The organism is Hoeflea sp. TYP-13 (assembly GCF_040932035.1).
GTDB lineage: Bacteria > Pseudomonadota > Alphaproteobacteria > Rhizobiales > Rhizobiaceae > Hoeflea_A.
This window is the reverse complement of record NZ_JBFRBB010000002.1, coordinates 180,650-199,399: the sequence shown is the minus strand read 5'-3', so window position 1 is coordinate 199,399 and position 18,750 is coordinate 180,650. Positions and strand designations below refer to the sequence as shown.

Annotated in this window: 17 protein-coding genes; 11 read left to right on the top strand and 6 right to left on the bottom strand. The window is 56.1% G+C overall.

Features of this window, described 5'->3' with window-relative positions; genetic code table 11:
* Window positions 1-19 precede the first annotated feature (19 nt).
* The 9 genes from dusB to hflX all read left to right on the top strand — a co-directional run bounded on the left by dusB (window position 20) and on the right by hflX (window position 12,094).
* On the top strand, window positions 20-1,018 hold the full coding sequence (gene dusB / locus ABVT35_RS11265; RefSeq protein WP_368466514.1) for a tRNA dihydrouridine synthase DusB: 999 nt from the start codon (window positions 20-22) through the stop codon (window positions 1,016-1,018).
* Entirely contained in the window at window positions 1,015-2,142 is a 1,128-nt protein-coding gene (locus tag ABVT35_RS11260) for a nitrogen regulation protein NR(II) (RefSeq protein ID WP_368466513.1), read from the top strand. The genes dusB and ABVT35_RS11260 overlap by 4 nt, the downstream gene beginning before the upstream one ends.
* Complete coding sequence (ntrC, locus tag ABVT35_RS11255) at window positions 2,142-3,596, top strand: nitrogen regulation protein NR(I) (protein WP_368466512.1); 1,455 nt, start codon at window positions 2,142-2,144, stop codon at window positions 3,594-3,596. Before ABVT35_RS11260 ends, ntrC begins: the two co-directional genes overlap by 1 nt.
* A gap of 109 nt (window positions 3,597-3,705) precedes the next feature.
* The gene (locus ABVT35_RS11250) at window positions 3,706-5,979 is read left to right on the top strand and encodes an ATP-binding protein (protein ID WP_368466511.1); all 2,274 of its coding nucleotides are present in this window, start codon (window positions 3,706-3,708) and stop codon (window positions 5,977-5,979) included.
* Window positions 5,969-7,333, top strand: coding sequence for a sigma-54-dependent transcriptional regulator (locus ABVT35_RS11245; RefSeq protein WP_368466510.1), 1,365 nt, complete (start codon window positions 5,969-5,971; stop codon window positions 7,331-7,333). The genes ABVT35_RS11250 and ABVT35_RS11245 overlap by 11 nt, the downstream gene beginning before the upstream one ends.
* A gap of 84 nt (window positions 7,334-7,417) precedes the next feature.
* A complete protein-coding gene (gene trkA / locus ABVT35_RS11240) occupies window positions 7,418-8,794 on the top strand; it encodes a Trk system potassium transporter TrkA (protein ID WP_368466509.1) in 1,377 nt (458 codons plus the stop codon).
* A 4-nt stretch (window positions 8,795-8,798) separates the two neighbouring features.
* Window positions 8,799-10,274 (top strand): hypothetical protein, encoded by a 1,476-nt coding sequence (locus tag ABVT35_RS11235; RefSeq protein ID WP_368466508.1) that lies wholly within the window; start codon window positions 8,799-8,801, stop codon window positions 10,272-10,274.
* A 199-nt stretch (window positions 10,275-10,473) separates the two neighbouring features.
* Window positions 10,474-10,722, top strand: coding sequence for an RNA chaperone Hfq (hfq, locus tag ABVT35_RS11230; RefSeq protein ID WP_136657327.1), 249 nt, complete (start codon window positions 10,474-10,476; stop codon window positions 10,720-10,722).
* 16 nt (window positions 10,723-10,738) lie between these two features.
* Window positions 10,739-12,094, top strand: coding sequence for a GTPase HflX (hflX, locus tag ABVT35_RS11225; protein WP_368467846.1), 1,356 nt, complete (start codon window positions 10,739-10,741; stop codon window positions 12,092-12,094).
* A gap of 64 nt (window positions 12,095-12,158) precedes the next feature.
* Here the strand turns inward: hflX and ABVT35_RS11220 are convergent, their stop codons facing one another.
* Window positions 12,159-12,569 carry a GFA family protein gene (locus ABVT35_RS11220; RefSeq protein ID WP_368466507.1) on the bottom strand — a complete coding sequence of 137 codons (411 nt, stop codon included), beginning with the start codon at window positions 12,567-12,569 and terminating at the stop codon, window positions 12,159-12,161.
* 493 nt (window positions 12,570-13,062) lie between these two features.
* Here ABVT35_RS11220 and ABVT35_RS11215 point away from each other — a divergent pair, with 493 nt between their 5' ends.
* Entirely contained in the window at window positions 13,063-13,956 is an 894-nt protein-coding gene (locus tag ABVT35_RS11215; protein ID WP_368466506.1) for a LysR substrate-binding domain-containing protein, read from the top strand.
* A gap of 37 nt (window positions 13,957-13,993) precedes the next feature.
* Here ABVT35_RS11215 and mazG read toward each other — a convergent pair whose 3' ends face one another.
* Entirely contained in the window at window positions 13,994-14,815 is an 822-nt protein-coding gene (gene mazG, locus ABVT35_RS11210) for a nucleoside triphosphate pyrophosphohydrolase (protein WP_368466505.1), read from the bottom strand.
* A 214-nt stretch (window positions 14,816-15,029) separates the two neighbouring features.
* Here mazG and ABVT35_RS11205 point away from each other — a divergent pair, with 214 nt between their 5' ends.
* Window positions 15,030-15,524, top strand: coding sequence for a hypothetical protein (locus ABVT35_RS11205; RefSeq protein ID WP_368466504.1), 495 nt, complete (start codon window positions 15,030-15,032; stop codon window positions 15,522-15,524).
* A gap of 113 nt (window positions 15,525-15,637) precedes the next feature.
* Here the strand turns inward: ABVT35_RS11205 and ABVT35_RS11200 are convergent, their stop codons facing one another.
* Genes ABVT35_RS11200 through ABVT35_RS11185 form a run of 4 tightly spaced genes read right to left on the bottom strand, consistent with a single transcriptional unit; the run spans window position 15,638 to window position 18,743 of the window.
* Window positions 15,638-16,609 carry an alpha/beta hydrolase gene (locus tag ABVT35_RS11200; RefSeq protein ID WP_368466503.1) on the bottom strand — a complete coding sequence of 324 codons (972 nt, stop codon included), beginning with the start codon at window positions 16,607-16,609 and terminating at the stop codon, window positions 15,638-15,640.
* 22 nt (window positions 16,610-16,631) lie between these two features.
* Window positions 16,632-17,135: a YbaK/EbsC family protein gene (locus ABVT35_RS11195; RefSeq protein WP_368466502.1), complete on the bottom strand. Its 504-nt coding sequence runs from the start codon at window positions 17,133-17,135 to the stop codon at window positions 16,632-16,634.
* On the bottom strand, window positions 17,119-17,955 hold the full coding sequence (locus tag ABVT35_RS11190) for an MBL fold metallo-hydrolase (RefSeq protein ID WP_368466501.1): 837 nt from the start codon (window positions 17,953-17,955) through the stop codon (window positions 17,119-17,121). Before ABVT35_RS11190 ends, ABVT35_RS11195 begins: the two co-directional genes overlap by 17 nt.
* Window positions 17,952-18,743 carry a TatD family hydrolase gene (locus ABVT35_RS11185; protein WP_368466500.1) on the bottom strand — a complete coding sequence of 264 codons (792 nt, stop codon included), beginning with the start codon at window positions 18,741-18,743 and terminating at the stop codon, window positions 17,952-17,954. The genes ABVT35_RS11190 and ABVT35_RS11185 overlap by 4 nt, the downstream gene beginning before the upstream one ends.
* Window positions 18,744-18,750 lie beyond the last annotated feature (7 nt).

The following is an 18,750-nucleotide window of genomic DNA, read 5'->3' as shown; positions in this document are numbered from 1 at the left end:
ATTTTAGTGCAGGTGTGAAATGATCGAACAATCCTTCGATATCGGACCGGTACGGATTCGCAATAGGGCGGTCCTGGCGCCGATGTCCGGCATAAGCGATCTGCCGTTCCGGCGCCTGGCCTGGCGATACGGCGCCGGGTTGGTCGTAACGGAGATGGTTGCGAGCCGTGAACTCGTATGCGACCGAAACGAATCCTGGGTGCGGCTGCAGGGCGAAGGCATTACTCCGCACATGGTGCAACTGGCCGGACGGGAGGCCAGGTGGATGCGTGAAGCGGCGATCATTGCGGAGGCCAACGGCGCTGACATAATCGACATCAACATGGGTTGCCCGGCCAAGAAAGTTACCGGCGGTTATTCCGGTTCGGCGCTGATGCGCGATCCCGATCATGCGCTCGAACTGATCGAGGCGACCGTTGCTGCCGTCAAGGTGCCGGTCACCGTCAAGATGCGACTTGGCTGGGATGAGAACTCCATGAACGCACCCGAGCTGGCACACCGGGCAGAGCTCGCTGGCGCGCAGATGATTACGGTTCATGGCCGTACCCGCAGCCAGTTCTATAAGGGCCGTGCGGACTGGAATGCCATACGTGCCGTGCGTGAGGTCATTAATATTCCACTGACGGCCAACGGCGATGTTGAGAACAGCGAGGATGTCGAGCGGATCATGGAACTGAGCGGGGCTGATGCCGTGATGATCGGCAGAGCCGCGCAGGGCAGGCCGTGGCTTGTCGGTCAACTGGCGGGTGCGCGAAACGCTCCAATATCCCGGTCTGAAATACTCGAGATCGTGCTTGAGCACTACGAAATGAATATTGCGCACCACGGCGCGGATGTCGGCGTGCGGCACTTCCGCAAGCATCTCAGCTGGTATCTCGACCGCCATGTGCCTGGCTGCCCGCAGGACCTCAAGGTTCGTCTCATGACCGCCTGCAAAGCAGACGCAGTCGTGAGCAATCTCGTCATGGCGTTTGCCGAAACAGCCGATGGCTCTGTAGTAAAGAAGGCCGCGGCATGAGCGTCGTCGATGCCCCCGTTGATGTTCCGGCCGAGGCTGCAAACATTGTATTGAATGCGATACGGCATCCCGTAATCATGGTCGACGAAGACAGTTACATTTCGTTTGCCAACTGGGAGGCGGAATCGTTTTTTGGCGCCAGCCGGGCGCATCTTTCCCGCCGCAAACTGGATGCATATATCCCCTTTGGCAGCCCGCTGCTTGCCCTTATCGAACAGGTGCGTGCGCGCCGCGCGCCGGTCAATGAATACCGCGTTGACGTCAGTTCTCCGAAGCTTGGAAGCGATCGGCTGGTTGACCTTTATGTGGCACCGGTTACCGACCAGGCGGGTTCGGTGGTTGTCCTGTTCCAGGAACGATCCATGGCAGACAAGATCGATCGCCAGTTGACGCACAGGGCAGCGGCAAGATCCGTCACCGGACTGGCATCGATGCTTGCGCATGAAATCAAGAATCCACTTTCGGGCATTCGCGGTGCCGCCCAGCTGCTCGAATCATCGGTCACCGACGATGATCGCGCGCTCACCCGCCTAATTCGCGACGAAACGGACCGTATCGTCTCGCTTGTCGACCGGATGGAGATATTTTCTGATGAACGGCCGGTTGACCGCGAGCCGGTCAACATCCACGCGGTGCTTGATCATGTGAAAGCGGTCGCGCTGGCCGGTTTCGCAAAGAAAATCAGAATTGTAGAGAATTACGATCCATCACTTCCGCCGGTTTTCGCCAACCGCGATCAGCTGGTTCAGGTCTTTCTCAACCTGATCAAAAACGCCAGTGAAGCGCTCGGCAACCAGTCTTCCGGAGAAATCACACTGACGACGGCCTACCGGCCCGGCATTCGGTTATCGGTACCGGGGGCAAGCGAAAAGGTTTCTTTGCCGCTGGAATTTTGCGTACAGGATAATGGCCCCGGTGTTCCGCCGGATATACTGCAACATCTGTTCGATCCCTTCATTACCACAAAGATCAACGGCTCGGGCCTCGGACTAGCGCTGGTCGCCAAAATTGTCGGCGACCATGGCGGTATCGTCGAGTGCGACAGCCAGGCCAGCAAAACCGTTTTTCGTATCCTGATGCCCGCATCGAAGGACAACAATTCAGACGCCGGGGAGGCAAATTGATGAGCAAAGCCACCGTCCTCGTTGCCGACGACGATGCGGCCATCAGAACCGTGCTCAATCAGGCGCTCTCACGCGCCGGCTACGATGTCCGTATAACTTCAAATGCCGCAACGCTTTGGCGCTGGGTTGCCTCCGGCGATGGCGACCTTGTCATCACCGATGTCGTCATGCCCGATGAAAATGCCTTCGATCTGCTGCCGCGCATCAAGAAGGCCAGGCCAGAGCTGCCTGTTCTGGTCATGAGTGCGCAAAACACCTTTATGACGGCGATCAGGGCATCCGAGCGTGGCGCCTATGAGTACCTGCCGAAGCCGTTTGACCTGACTGAGATGATCTCGATTGTCGGCCGGGCTTTGTCGGAACCCAAAAAGGCGGCGGTCGAACGAGAAGACGACCTGGGTGAGGGGATGCCGCTTGTGGGCAGGTCCACCGCCATGCAGGAAATCTACCGGGTGCTTGCGCGTCTGATGCAGACCGATCTGACACTGATGATCACCGGTGAATCGGGAACCGGCAAAGAGCTGGTGGCGCGCGCACTCCACGATTATGGAAAGCGCCGCAACGGCCCCTTTGTCGCCATCAATATGGCTGCAATCCCACGGGATCTGATCGAGTCTGAACTGTTCGGGCATGAAAAAGGCGCGTTTACTGGCGCGCAGAGCCGATCGAGCGGCCGCTTCGAGCAAGCGGAAGGGGGAACGCTGTTCCTCGACGAGATCGGCGACATGCCGATGGATGCGCAAACACGTTTGCTGAGGGTTCTGCAACAGGGTGAATATACGACAGTTGGCGGGCGAACGCCCATCAGCACGGATGTGCGTATCGTTGCGGCAACGAACAAGGACCTGAAAACATCCATAAATCAGGGTCTATTTCGGGAGGATTTGTTTTACCGCCTCAATGTCGTGCCGCTGCGATTGCCGCCCCTGCGCGACCGTGCAGAGGATATTCCCGATCTTGTCCGCCATTTCAGCAATGCCGCGGAAAAGGAAGGGCTTCAGGCAAAACGTTTTGAGGGCTCGGCGATCGATCAGCTCAAACAGTATCTATGGCCGGGAAATGTACGCGAATTGGAGAATTTCATCCGTCGCATTACAGCGCTTTACCCGCAGGATGCGATTACCTCGGAAATCGTCCAGACCGAGCTGCAGAGTGAAAGCGGGGATGATGCAGTCAGCCCCATTAGCGCGGTGCCGAATTCGGCGACCATCGCACAGGCGGTCGAAGACAATATGCGGCGCTATTTCGCTCAATTTGGCGCCGATTTGCCGCCGCCGGGACTCTATCACAGAGTGCTTGAAGAAGTTGAATACCCATTGGTGTTGGCGGCCTTGACGGCAACGCAGGGCAATCAAATAAAAGCAGCGGAATTGCTTGGCCTGAACAGAAATACTCTGAGAAAAAAAATCCGGGAACTTGGCGTTTCCGTTTACCGGTCTCCGCGAAGCGCTTGACCCGCTTTCACTAGCGTTGCATTTTCGCCACAATGCGTTGCATTATGGCAACGCGAAGGTGCGGCGCACCGAATCGTGAAGTAGTCAGATTTTGATACCCGGGGGCCCGATGACAGTCGGCGAAACTCTATCACCTGCGGACGCGGGAGCGTCTTCGCCGTCAAAAAAGAATGACCGGCGCAAGGTGCTGGCACTGCCGGGCATCATTATCGTCGTGTGCGCCCTTGTATGCGCGATCGCTTCTTTCATCGTCCTTATGGGATTGACACCAATTGCGCCACGCAATGAGGTGGTGCTGACGGCTGTTATTGTCAATCTGCTGTTTGTTGCCGCCCTGATCGGTCTCATTGTTCGCGAAGTCGCCAATATCATCGCCGCGCGCAGGCGGGGACGTGCTGCGTCACGGCTTCACGTGCGCATAATTGGGCTTTTCAGCGTGGTCGCAATACTTCCGGCCATCCTGGTTGCCATTGTCGCAAGTATTACGCTCGACATCGGCCTTGACCGCTGGTTCTCCCTCAGGACCAAGGAAATCGTCAACTCCTCCCTCAGTGTTGCCGAGGCCTATGTAAATGAAAATGCACGCTACCTTCAGGGCCAGACCGTTTCGATGGCGAATGATCTGGATTCTGCTCGAACGCTCTATAGCCTGGACCGGACGGGGTTCAACGTGCTTGTCACGCGTCAGGCGATCGGAAGAGGCCTGCTTGCAGCAAGCGTGATACGCGAAGACGGAAGTACAATTGCCCGGGCTGAAATTCCGACCGACAATCCTCTTCCTGACGTGCCAGTCACCGCACTGAAGGCTGCTGCAAAAGGTGAGCCGGCACTTATTCCTCCGGGGTCGACCAACCTCGTCGGCGCCGTCATCAAACTTCAGAACATTCCGGGCGCATTCCTCTATACGATCCGGGCGGTTGACCCGGCGGTCATACAATCGATGCGTCTGATGGAAGAAAACACCGAGGAATACAAGGCGCTGGAACAGGACCGCCGGCCCATTCAGCTCGCATTTGCCATCCTTTACCTCGGGTTCGCCCTGATCGTTCTCTTATCGGCGATCTGGACTGCTATTGCCGTGGCAGACCGTATTGTCCGGCCGATCCGGATGCTGATCGGCGCTGCGGACGATGTCGCCAGTGGTGATCTCGACGTGCGTGTGCCGGTCAAGGCATCTGATGGTGACGTTGGAAATTTATCCAAAACATTCAACAATATGATCGAAGAGGTTCGAGTCCAGCGCGATGAGATTTTATCAGCGCGTGACGAGATGGACGACCGCCGCAGGTTCACGGAGGCCGTTCTTTCCGGCGTTACGGCCGGCGTTATCGGTGTCCACGATGACGGGCTCATCTCGATTGCCAATCGATCTGCGGAAATCATGCTTGGTGTCGAGCAAAATCAGCTCGTCGGCAAACTGCTTGCCGAAGTGGCGCCGGAGGTTGCTCCGGTGCTTGCCAGTGCCGCTCTGTGGCACCGCCGCGAATACCGGAGCCAGATTACCGTGATGCGCAACGGCAAGGAGCGCGCACTTAATGTACAAGCCACCCAGGAAGGGCCGCATCAGGGTCTGGAATCCTATGTCATTACGCTGGATGACATCACCGATCTGGTGATTGCACAGCGTTCAACCGCCTGGGCGGAAGTGGCTCGACGCATCGCCCATGAAATCAAGAACCCGCTGACTCCGATACAACTGTCCGCAGAGCGCATCAGACGGCGATACGGAAAACAGATTTCAGACGATGACCGCGCCGTATTCGATCAGTGTACGGATACGATCGTGCGCCAGGTTGAAGACATCGGGCGGATGGTCGATGAGTTTTCCGCATTTGCGCGCATGCCCAAACCGGCGAAGGAAAAACACGATCTGCGTGAAATTCTCAAGGACGCCATATTCCTGCGCGAAATGGGTCGCAACGACATCGAATTCACAAAGGAACTCGGTGACGATCCGCTGATTGGTTTTTTCGATTCACGCATGCTCGGTCAGGCATTTGGAAATTTGATTAAAAATGCGACAGAAGCAATTGATTCTATTGCAGCAAATCAGAACAGAAATGGACGCAGAGTGATGGTTCGCGCCACGCGGGCACACGATGGGAGCCTGCAGGTGGACGTGATTGACAATGGCAAGGGCCTGCCGGTGGAAAACCGAAACCGGATTTTCGAACCCTACATGACCATGCGCGATAAAGGCACAGGGTTAGGCTTGGCGATCGTCAAGAAGATCATCGATGAACACGGTGGCGTGCTCGAACTCCACGATGCGCCACGCGATTTTGACGCAAATGGCGGCGCCATGATCCGCGTCAACCTGCCGACGGGAATGGCTTCGAACGACTCTAACTCGATGGGAGAGATAAGAGCAGATGGCGTCTGACATACTTGTTGTCGATGACGAAGAGGATATCCGTGAACTGGTTTCCGGGATCCTGTCCGATGAGGGTCATGAAACCCGCACTGCCGGAGACAGCGACAGTGCGCTCCAGTCGATAGCGGAACGTGTTCCGCGGCTGGTGTTTCTCGATATCTGGCTGCAGGGAAGCACCCTTGACGGCCTCGCCCTTCTTGACGAGATCAAGACGCGGCATCCGCATCTTCCTGTTGTGATGATCTCCGGTCACGGCAATATTGAAACGGCGGTGTCGGCCATACGGCGCGGAGCCTATGACTTCATCGAAAAGCCGTTCAAGGCTGACAGGCTTGTGCTGGTCGCCGAGCGGGCGCTCGAAACATCAAGCCTGAAACGTGAAGTGGATGAGTTGAAGCGGCGGTCCGGCGATCCTGTCGATCTTACGGGAACGTCAGTGGCCATTTCGCAGCTCAGGCAGCTGATTGAAAAGGTTGCACCTACCAACAGCAGGATCATGATCCTGGGGCCGTCAGGTTCCGGCAAGGAACTGGTCGCTCGGCTAATCCATCGCCATTCAACCCGGTCCGACGGGCCGTTCGTAGCGCTTAATGCCGCGGCAATTACGCCCGAGCGCATGGAAATTGCGCTTTTTGGTACCGAGGCCGGAAACGGTCAGGAACGCAAGGTTGGCGCGCTTGAAGAAGCTCATGGAGGCATTTTGTATCTCGACGAGATCGCCGACATGCCCAAAGGAACACAGAACAAAATCCTGCGCGTCCTCGTCGACCAGCAATTCGAAAGGGTCGGCGGCACAAAACGCGTCAGTGTCGATATCCGCGTCATTTCGTCAACCTCGCGCAACCTCGAACACCTTATCGGCGAAGGAAATTTCAGAGAGGATCTCTATCATCGTCTCGCCGTTGTTCCGGTGCGGGTACCGTCGCTTGCCGAACGGCGGGAAGATATACCGTTCCTCGTCGACCAATTCATGAAACAGATCAGCGAGCAGGTGGGCATAAAGGTGCGGCCGATCGGCGATGATGCCATGGCGGTATTGCAGGCTCATGACTGGCCGGGAAATATTCGGCAGCTCAGAAACAACATCGAAAGACTGATGATTCTGACCCGCAGCGACAGCAGCAACAGTGCCATCAGCGCTGATATGCTACCCAAGGAAATCGGTGAAATGCTGCCGAACGTATCCGGTCAGGACGAAAACCATGTCATGACATTGCCGCTGAGAGAGGCGCGGGAACTGTTTGAGCGTGAATATCTGGTGGCTCAGATCAACCGGTTCGGCGGGAATATTTCGAAAACGGCCGAATTCGTTGGCATGGAAAGATCGGCGCTGCATAGAAAGCTGAAAACGCTTGGTCTATAAGACTCGGTAAGGGACTTAGGCCTTAAAGTGCCTGATGTAACATTCGGGATACTTTATGGAACAAGCGGTTAGGGGCCGAACGGCATGAAAGTCATCATCTGCGGGGCGGGGCGGGTCGGTTACGGCATAGCAGAACGACTGTCGACCGAAGACAACGACGTATCGGTGATCGACACGTCGCCGCCGCTTATTCATGCCATTCGCGAATCTCTCGATGTCAGGGGCTATGTCGGCCACGGCGCCCATCCGGAGGTGCTCGCCCAAGCGGGTGCTGACCAGGCCGACATGATCATCGCGGTCACGCTATACGATGAGGTCAACATGGTTGCCTGTCAGGTGGCCCATTCTCTCTTCAACGTGCCAACGAAGATCGCCAGAATCAGAGCCCAGAGTTACCTTGCCTCGCACTACTCGGATCTTTTTTCGCGTGAACATATGCCGATCGACGTCGTCATTTCCCCGGAAATCGAGGTCGGGCAGATGGTTCTGCGGCGCATCGCGCTGCCGGGCGCCAATGATGCCGTGCGGTTTTCGGAAGATTCGATTGCAATGGTCGCCATCGAGTGCCTTGAGGACTGCCCTGTGGTCAACACGCCGCTGGAACAGCTCAGCGACCTGTTTCCGGATTTGACGGCGACGGTGACCGGTGTCTGGCGCAATGGCCATCTGATCGTTCCACATTCCTCTGATCAGCTCATTACCGGCGATCTGGCCTATGTCATTTGCGACCGCAACCACGTACGCAGAACCCTCGGTCTCTTTGGCCACGAAGAACCGGAAGCCACCCGCATCGTCATATCCGGCGGCGGAAATATCGGTTTTTTTGTTGCCAAGACGATCGAGGAAAGGCAGCCGCGCACAAAGGTAAAAATTATCGAGTACCATCGGGAAAGGGCAGTCAGCATTGCCGACGACCTGAACCGGACGGTTGTTCTGAACGGATCCTCGCTCGATCAGCAGATCCTGGTCGAGGCCGATATTCAGGATGCGGACCTGATGGTGGCGCTGACCAATGACGATCAGGTAAATATCCTGTCCAGCGTCATGGCAAAGAGATTGGGATGCAAATCGAATCTTGCTCTCATAAACAGCCCGGCATTTCTCGACTTTACCAAGACATTGGGTATCGACGCTCACGTCAATCCGAGGGCCGTCACCATCTCCCGCATTCTGCAGCACGTGCGCAGGGGACGTATCCTTGCTGTTCACAGCGTCCAGCAGGGTGCTGCGGAGGTCATCGAGGCACAGGCGCTTGATACATCCCCAATTGTCGGAACCATGCTGCGCGATCTGGATCTGCCACATGGAATCCGCATCGGCGCACTTTACCGGGACGGCAAGGTTCTTCGACCGGACGGCGACAGCAAAATAAAGACAAACGACCGCGTCGTGCTGCTGGCAAAGGCGGAATCCGTGCGGCACGTTGAACAGTTGTTTCGCGTCAGCCTGGAATTCTTTTAATCGCATGGGCGGCGCGCTCTTCCTGATAACTATGGCTGTTGCGGGACTTTTGATCCTGCTGGTGCCCGCCGTTCTTGTCGCAGTGGCGCATGCGGAAATAGAACTCGCGACCAATATGCTGCTGCTTTTTGCGGTCGGCGCGTTCATCGCGGTTGCGGTCATCACCGCATTGTCGGGCAGGGTGGCGAAGACGGAGCGGGCATTCACCTATCTGGCTCTTGTCGGTGTGTGGGCAGTAACACCGCTGATAGGCGCAATCTTCTTCATGGTTCTGGCTGATCTTGCATTCATGCCCGCCTGGTTCGAGGCCGTTGGAGCCCTGACCACTTCCGGAGCATCGGTTCTGGTTCGTGATCATGCTCCGAAAGGCTTGTTGTTCTGGCGCACGCTGACCGAATGGTACGGTGGCTTTCTGACGCTTGCTTCCATCATCCATGTGCTGGCACCAGCCGGCTTTGGCGGACTGCAGGGCAGCACCAGCCGAATGCTGTCGGGAAACCCTGACGAGAGCCTTTTCAGGCTCGAAACATACAATACGCTGGTGTTGCAATATACGTTGATGACAGGCGTCATTTTTCTCGGCCTGCTGGTTTTCGGGGTCAAGCCGCTCGAAGCGGTGATGCTTGGCATGATCTCAGCTGCGACTGGGGGCTTCCTGCCGTTTGCCGGTCCGCTGGAGGAAAATATCGGACGTGGCGCGGCCACGATTATGGCACTCGGCCTTTGCCTTGGAACGATGAGTGTGTTCTGGCGACGGCAGATTCTGAGGCGGCCGCAACGCATATTCCAGAACAACCTCGAAGCCAAATTCGTTGTCGCACTCATTGTTGCGCTTACAATCGCCTATGCGGCAAGGATAGTGGATGTCTCGGGCGGCCCTGTACCCGGCACGCTGATTGCCGCGCTTCAGGAGGGCTTTTTCACCGCTTCTTCACTTGTGGCAACCAGTGGTATTGAAACGCGGCCCGGCGTAATCGCGCTTTTGCCCAGCATCGTTGTGCTGGCGATCGTGTTTGTCGGTGCGGGTGTGTATTCCACATCGGGCGGGGTCAAGGTCTTTCGCATCGGAGCCATGTGGATTTATACCGTCGCAGAACTCAACCGTCTGATATATCCCAACAGCGTCGACCGGTTGAAATTTGGCGATCTGGCAATAGACCGGCCATCCATGCAGGCAATATGGACCTATTTTATCATCGCCATTCTTGTTGTGGGCACCGGCGCGATGCTGATTGCCTTAACTGCGACCGGATTTGAAGCGGCCATTGTCATGTCTGTCGCCTTTTTCTCAAATGCCAGCCCGGTTTACGATGCGCTGCGTCCTATTGCGTCGGATACGACTTTGAGCAACTGGCCGGCTTTTCAGTCACTGCCGCATGCGGTCACCTATTTTCTTGCCATATTGATCATGACCATCGGGCGGTTGGAGGTCCTGGTCATATTCGCCGTGTTGAATGTCCGGTATTGGTACAACCGCTAGTAAATTAAAACAAATTGCATACAATCCTGCGGTTGGTAAGCCTGTTTTTAAGATTGCGGAACAGGTGCCGATTTGATAACCAACAAAGTGGTGTGTACTCGGAGGGCAGGTTGCTGCCATGGAGTGTTAGTCCCGCGATCGAGTTGCGGTACAGCCGTGCAAAAAGAAAAAAACGATAAGGACAAGGAAGACTGGCGCAATGGCGGAGCGTTCTCAGAATTTGCAGGACCAATTTCTCAACACTGTCAGAAAACAAAAGGTGCCCCTCACAATATTCCTGATTAATGGAGTAAAACTGACGGGTGTAGTTACATCTTTTGACAATTTCTGTGTATTGCTGCGCCGGGACGGCCATTCGCAACTTGTCTACAAGCATGCGATTTCGACGATAATGCCGGGCCAGCCTATACAGATGTTTGAAGGCGAAGAAGCGAGCCGTGAAGGCTGACCAGTCCAAGAGCGCAATCGGGACCCGAAACGACGAAGCAGACACAGACGGGCGCGGGGATACCACGCGCGCGTTCGTGCTTGTCCCGGTTCTAAAATCCGCGGGTTCATCAGATGCCGGCGAAGGTATCGCACGCCTTTCGCGTCCGGGTGATATCCGTCTGGCCGAGGCAGTGGGCCTTGCCGAAGCCATCGATCTTGATGTCGTCCACGCCAGTACGGTCGTGCTGAACAACGTTCGGCCTTCGACGTTGATCGGATCGGGAAAAGTCGACGAGATTGCAGGGCTCCTTGTCAGCCTCGACGCGGGGCTGGTCATTGTCGATCATCCGCTGACACCCGTTCAACAGCGTAATCTTGAAAATGCCTGGAAGACCAAGGTCATTGACCGTACCGGTCTGATCCTCGAGATTTTCGGCCGCAGAGCATCGACAAGGGAAGGGGTGCTCCAGGTCGAACTCGCCCATTTGAACTACCAGAGGGGCCGGCTGGTGCGCAGTTGGACCCACCTTGAGCGACAGCGGGGCGGGGCCGGTTTCCTCGGCGGCCCGGGTGAAACCCAGATCGAAGCCGACCGCCGCATACTGCAGGAAAAGATCGTCAAGCTGGAGCGCGAACTCGAGCAGGTGCGCCGTACCCGCCATCTGCACCGCGCCAAACGCAAGAAGGTTCCGCATCCGGTCATTGCCCTGGTCGGCTATACCAATGCCGGCAAGTCCACGTTGTTCAACAAGATAACGGGTGCCGACGTTCTTGCCGAAGACATGTTGTTTGCAACGCTCGATCCGACCTTGCGCCGCATGACGCTGCCGCACGGCCGCATGGTTATCCTGTCTGACACTGTGGGCTTTATCTCGGATCTTCCGACGCATCTGGTCGCGGCCTTCAGGGCGACCCTGGAAGAGGTGCTCGAGGCCGATCTCATTCTCCATGTGCGCGATATGTCGGATCCGGACAACCAGGCCCATTGCGCGGATGTTCTGCGCATCCTCGACGAACTTGGCGTCAACAAGCAGGGATCGGGCGTCACGGATATTATCGAAGTATGGAACAAGATCGACCTTCTGCCTGAAGACGCCGTGGATGCGCTGCAGACACAATCTGCCACCGACACGAAAGTTGCCGCCGTTTCGGCTGTGACGGGCAGGGGTATCGACACGCTTCTCGAATTGATCGAGGAGACGCTGTCCGGTGTGCTGCTGAACAACACGATCGTGCTGAATGCGAATGAAATGTCTCACATGGCCTGGCTTTACGACCATGCGTCGGTACTTGAACGCGAAGACCGGGAAGACGGAAGCGTTGCGCTGGACGTAGAAATTACCGAACATGAAATGTCCGAGTTCGAACGGCGTCGGCGTGTTGCCGGTTAGTTGTTGCCACGGTCGAATTGTCGGGTGCTCTTGACCCTGAATGCCGTGTGTCTTGCACTGATCGTCAGCTATCGGGCATTGCCTGCCATTGAGGCAAATCGTCAGTGATGTCGTGCCACGGTGCTTTGGAGCCTACAAATATATGGCGCTGCGGCTTTACGCCGGGATCATCGTCGAGCGTACCAAGCGCAAATCCCAGCCATTCCTGGTCCGCATCGAACTCGGTAACAATGTTGGCGCCGCAAACGGAGCAGAATGTCCGATGTTCACCCGGTGACGACTGATACCGCGTCAGCAGGTTTTCACCTTCAAGATATTGAAAATCGGCTCTTTTGACAGCCGCCCTGGTCCTGAAAGCCGCACCGTGAGATTTCCTGCACATGCTGCAATGGCAATTGAGAACACCGACCAGCGGTCCGAGAATTTTGTATCGGATCTGGCCGCACAGGCAGCTTCCTTTGAGTTCCTTAGGCATTGTCGACGTGCTCCGTGTTGTCGAGACCAGTGCTGATTATCGGGAAAGCATATGTGGAACCAATCCATTCAATTTTTCAAGCGGCGCCCTTGGAGTTGCGCATCGTTTAATCCAAAACCGTAGGGTTGCGATGTTCATCACCATTTGCGCCTGATCTCAATATCGAGTTCATTCCTGTCTTCTCCGGGTCTCTTGACGGAGGCGGGCAGTTCTCCTGTTCGACCAATGTCACGAAGCAGGTGACCGTTAAGCTGCAACAGTTCCTTTTTCCTTTTCCGGCGGGTGAGGGCGTGAGCCAGCGCCCCTAAGATTTCGCGTATCAGCTTATCCGCGCGGGACTCTGATCCCGAGCGAAAGGGCCGCTCTAGGCGTTTGATTTCCATAGTCATTTCTTGTGTCCGGTAAAATTTTCTTCACGGAGTATCGGTCGCAATTTGCCGTCAATCAAACGCCGTTACTTGACATGTAGTGTTAGAAAAAGTCACATGAGCACATGCCACGCTATTTGCCCAAGCTGAACGCGGTACGTGCGTTCGAGGCGGCGGGACGCCGCCAGAGTTTCACTGGCGCCGCTGAGGAACTGAACGTCACTCATGCCGCCGTCAGCCGTCATGTGCGCGGGCTTGAACAGCAGCTTGGTGTCCAGTTGTTCAAGGTGGTTGCGCGCGGTGTCGAACTAACCGAAACAGGCCGGAAGTTTCTTGAACAGGTTACACCCGCGCTGGACCAGATATCGCTGGCAGCCGAGGATCTGCGGCAACAGCAGGAAGGGTCGATTTCCATAAGCTGTGAGCCGACATTTGCGATGAAATGGCTGATGCCGCGTTTGGGCGATTTTCAAGAAAGGTTTCCCGAGCATGATGTTACGCTCGAAGCGAGTGCACATATTGCGGACATCCAAAACAACGAGTTTGATCTTGCAATACGGCATTGCAAACAGACGCCGGACGGTCTCGGTTTCGATCTGATTTCCCAGTCTCCGATGTATCCATATGGTGTCCCGGAGTTTCGCAAGGCTGACAACCCCGAAGACCTGCTCGAATATCAATTACTGCACGAGGACAAAGGCCAGCTTTGGACGCGATGGTTCGCCAGGGCAGAGCTGGTTGATTTCGTCTTGCCTCACAAGCCCAGGCCATTTGCATCGTTACTGGCAATTGAGGGCGCCTTGGCCGGGCAGGGCGTTGTGCTGGCCTCTGAGGAGCTCGTGGCCGGCGACGTTCAGGCTGGGCGCCTCAAAAGACTGTCTGATATCGGTCTGGCCTATGGCGGCTACTGCCTCCTGTTCCGTCCGGAAACGGCGCGCAGAAAGTCCGTTGCCGATTTCAGAAAATGGTTCGTGAGTGCGACCCAGGAATTCCGGCGTGAGTCCGACACGGTCGGATGACGGCAACTGCTTAGCTGAGTATCCGATTTACGTGTTTTCAGTCATGGGCCTTGGCTTCGCCCCAAAGCGTCTCCATACGCTCCAGTGTGGCTTCCTTTATGTCCTCGCCATTTTCGCCAAGAGATTTTTCGATAAAGGCAAACCGCTTGCGGAATTTGCCATTGGTTCCGCGAAGCGCCATTTCCGGATCGGCGCCAACGTGACGCCCCAAATTGACCAGCGCAAAAACAAGATCGCCAAACTCGCCCTCGACCTTGGTCTTGTCACCAAGCTCCAATGCGCCGCGCAGTTCGCCCAGTTCTTCCTCGATCTTGGCCAGAACCGGCGCAGCCTCGCTCCAGTCAAAGCCGACACGTGCGGCTTTATGCTGTAGCTTGATCGCTTCGGAAAGTGCGGGCAGGGCGCGTGACACCCCATCCAGCAGACCGGTGGCCTCCTGCTCTGTCCTGCCGTGCTGACGACGACGCTCGGCCCGCTCCGCCTTTTCCGCAGCCTTGATATCCTCCCACTGCAGTTTGACACCCTCTGGTGTGTCGGCATTTGAGCCGGCAAAGACATGCGGATGCCGCCTGATCATCTTGCGCGTGATGGCGTGCACCACATCGCCGAAATCGAACGCGCCGGCTTCCTCGGCCATGCGGGCGTGGAATACGACCTGCAGCAAAAGATCGCCGAGCTCGTCGCACAGATCGTCAAGATCGTCGCGTTCGATCGCATCGGCAACCTCATAGGCTTCCTCGATCGTGTAAGGCTTGATGGACTGAAAATCCTGTTTGACGTCCCACGGACAGCCGGACTGAGGATCGCGCAATGCGGCCATGATTTCGACGAGACGAGCGATGTCTTTTGAAGCTTCCATGGCGGCATACTAGCCGGATCGTTGAACAGTTGGACAGTGGCGAGCGCGCGCTGCTTTGATTTCCACAACGGAGTTGTCGTGGATTCGGGTGGCTCGGCTACGAAATCAGCCGGACATGACATGCATCATAATTGCTCCCCGGTTTGCCTCTATGATTTGACCGTTGGGGGCTCGGGGCGATTCTCGCGCCCTGCAAAAATGTTATCTCTGCGCCATGAATCGATCTGACACCGCTCTGTTCGAAATCTTCACGCGGCAGATGATCGGGCTTCCGCTTGGTCATGTGTGGTTCGGCCACGGATCTGCCGTCTTCCTGGAATTCGGAAAGCTCAGCCCGTCCAAAATCAAACGACGCGAAGGAAGCGAAGGAAATCCGTCCGGCGAATACGGCGTCATGATTGAATGGGGCTGGCGTCTGGAGAATGGAAAATCGATACTCTGCGGTTGCTGGTCTGATGAGGACGAATGGCAACCATCATTTGAAATGCTGCGCAACACAACACTGGCGGGCGCATCGCTGACGGGGCGGCTGCCGGAGATCGATCTTCGGTTCTCCAACGACGTGCACTGTGTCTCATTCATGATCGCCAGAGGCGATCCTCAATGGGCGGTCTTTGACCGTCGCGGAGACAAACTGCAGACACTCGTGTCGCGCAAGGGGCGGGTCGAATTCGAAAGGCCCAGCCAACGATACAAGTCCAAAAACTGAGAAGAACGGTAGTCCGGTAACCGAACAAAGATCGCATAAGATAGATTATGGAACTTATTGATATGTGCGCCGGAGGCCTTGCCGCCGCTTGTATACAAGGCCTGTGGTGCGGCCTATCGCTCTGACAGCCATGAATTCAGCGCTTCCATGGCTCTCTCGTCGAGCACAACGCCAAAATGATCCATATTGTCGATCAGCTGCACATCTGTGCTCATGCCTTTGAACAGATCGGGAAATGCGTCAGCGTTCAACGCTTCGTCATCGCGTCCGACGATAACCAGCGACGCGTCCGGTATGCCGGCAATGTCAGGCTCGTAATCACGATGCAGCGCGTAGTTGCTCATCAGCCGCCATGAGTAAGCCAGCGTCTCTGTGCCGTCGCGATATGCGTCCGGCATGTTGAAGCGAATTGTCTCGCGGTTGTCGAGCCAATGTATGCCCACATTGTTGAGCATTGACAGTCCGATGATACGAGGCAGCGATATATGGGCCCAGCCGGAATCCGTTTCCGGCATCACCGGCGCGTCCGGGCCAAGGAACGGTGCCAGGCCGAAATATGCTTCCACCGGTGTATCATTGTCGCTGGAAGCAAAGCGCATGGCGAGCGCTCCGCCGGAGGAATGTCCGCCAATGACGATCCTTGCGTCTGGATCAATCTCGCGGATCAAATTGATGAAATCGACGAGATCATCCTCGAGCTGTCCGATATGGTTAATATCGCCGCGTGTGTCGCCAGAGCCGTGGTGACCACGTATATTCGGAACGTAGACGTCTGCCGTACCTTGCGACGCGAGATAGGAAGCCAGCGGTGCAAGATAGGAACCGTGATAGCCGGAACCGTGCAGTAAAATGACCTTGAGATCGGTATCGGCCGGATAATGGGCGTAAGAGATCGCCTGCCCGTCGCGCGCTTCGAATGTCTCAAGCGCCGACGCCTTGATGGTATTGTCATCGCTGACTTTCAGACGTTCGAAATTCAGGCTTTTGGAGCTGCTTACTTCCGGCGTGATCAGCGTCATGGCAAATGCAATTGCCAGATAGATAACCGGTATCAGCAGTAAAGGAAGCCAGAATTTCCAATGCATGATGTCTGATGCCTCGCTGCAATTAACGCGGTTTGGATACGCTGGTGATTTCGGCGTCCGTAGCCTTTGCCAACGCCTTTGGGTCGACGCTGAAGACGCTGTCCGGTCGGCCTGCGGCGGCCCAGACCACGCCGTAGTCCAGCAGACTTTCGTCCATAAATGTCCTGATCGGATTCAGATGGCCGATCGGCGCCACGCCACCGATTGCAAATCCGGTGATATTTCGAACCTTGCGGGTGTCGCATCGAATCAAGTTCAGCTGATAAGTGGCTGAAAAATATTCAAGATCGGCGTTATTCTTACCTGAAACCAGGATAAGCACCATCGATTGATCGGTTGCATTTTCGAAAACCAGTGATTTTACAATCTGGGCAACCACGCAGCCGCAGGCATCCGCCGCTTCCTGTGCGGTGCGCGTCGATTGCTCCATCTTTACGATTTCGATTTCCAGGCCAAGTTCGCTTGCCGCGTGACGCACCCGGTCCATACTTGAACGTTTCGGCGCCTGATCAGTCGGTGTGCTCATCGGGCAGCTCCAATTGCTGTTCGAGAACCATCATGTCGTAGGCCGGCTCGACATTGTCCGGTGTTTCCGCAGCGACCGTTTCATAGTCGAGTGGTATATGCATATGCGTCAGCACGGCTTTTTTTGGCTGCAGACGCTCAATCCATTCCAGCGCTTCTCCAAGAGAGAGATGGCTTGGATGGGTCCGGTACTGAAGCGCATCGATGATCAATACATCAAGATCCTGGAGTTTGGGTACCGTTGCATCGGGAAAGCCGCTGACATCACTGCAATAGGCGATATTGCCGATACGAAACCCCAGCGAAATGATATCGCCATGCAATTGCTCGAACGGGACGAGGGTGATTGCCCCCCCTTCCCCTTCGATGATCAACGGTTCATCCATGTTTTCAATGAGATGGCCGTCAACGATCGGCGGATAATTGCTGCCGGGCGGTGTTTCGAAACAATAATCGAAGCCCTCCCGCAGCCGTTGCATCGTCTGAGCATCGGCGTAGACCGGCAACCGTTTGCGACGTTCGAAAACATAGCCGCGAAGATCGTCAATTCCGTGGATATGATCCGCATGAGGGTGTGTGTAGACGACGGCGTCAAGACGCCGTGCACCGGCCGCGATCATCTGCGCGCGAAAATCGGGGCCTGTGTCGACAACAACCGTGGTGCAGTTTCCGCTTTGATCTATTTGCTCAATCAGCAGTGCCGCACGCAGCCGCCGGTTCCTGGGGTTTTTCGGATCGCAATCGCCCCATTCGCCGGTTATGCGCGGCACGCCCGGGGATGAGCCACAGCCAAGGATGGTGAGACGCTGGGTGACGATCATGCGCCGGCTTCCGGTTTTGGCACTTTGGAAAACAGCCGGAAGAAGTTTTCTGTGGTTTGATTCCAGAGGTCTTCCGAAGGCATTCCCAGCGTGTCGGCAAGCACTCCGGCTGTGTTCACCACATAAGACGGCTCGTTGCGCCGTCCGCGATGCGGCATGGGCGCAAGGTATGGCGCGTCGGTTTCGACGAGGAGGCGATCTGCCGGCAACTGTGTGGCGATCTCGCGCAGTTCATCCGAGCGCTTGAACGTCAGTATGCCGGAAAACGAAACATAACCGCCAAGTTTGACTCCGGTCTGCGCCAGTTCAGCGCCGGAGGAAAAGCAGTGAAGGACAAACGGAAAAGCGCCGCGCGCGGTTTCTTCGGTCAGAATAGCCGACATATCCTCGTCGGCATCACGCGAATGAATGACCAATGGAAGCTGTGTGCGCCTGGCTGCCTCTATATGGTTGCGCAGACCCGTTGCCTGTGCCTCTCGCGGGGCGTTGTCATAGAAGTAGTCAAGACCCGCCTCGCCTATGGCGACGACTTTCGGATGGTCTGTAAAGGCCACAATTTCATCGGGTGTGACGTGCAATTCTTCGTCTGCATTATGCGGGTGGGTTCCGACGGAGCAGTAGACGGAATCGTATTTTTCGGCAATTGCCCTGATCTGCCCGAATTTCGATACCCGCGTGCAGATAGTCACCATTCGGCCGACGCCGGCGGCTTCGGCCCGTTCGATAACGGCATCCCTTTCTTCATCGAAATCGGTAAAATCGAGATGGCAGTGACTGTCGACGAGCATCCGGTGT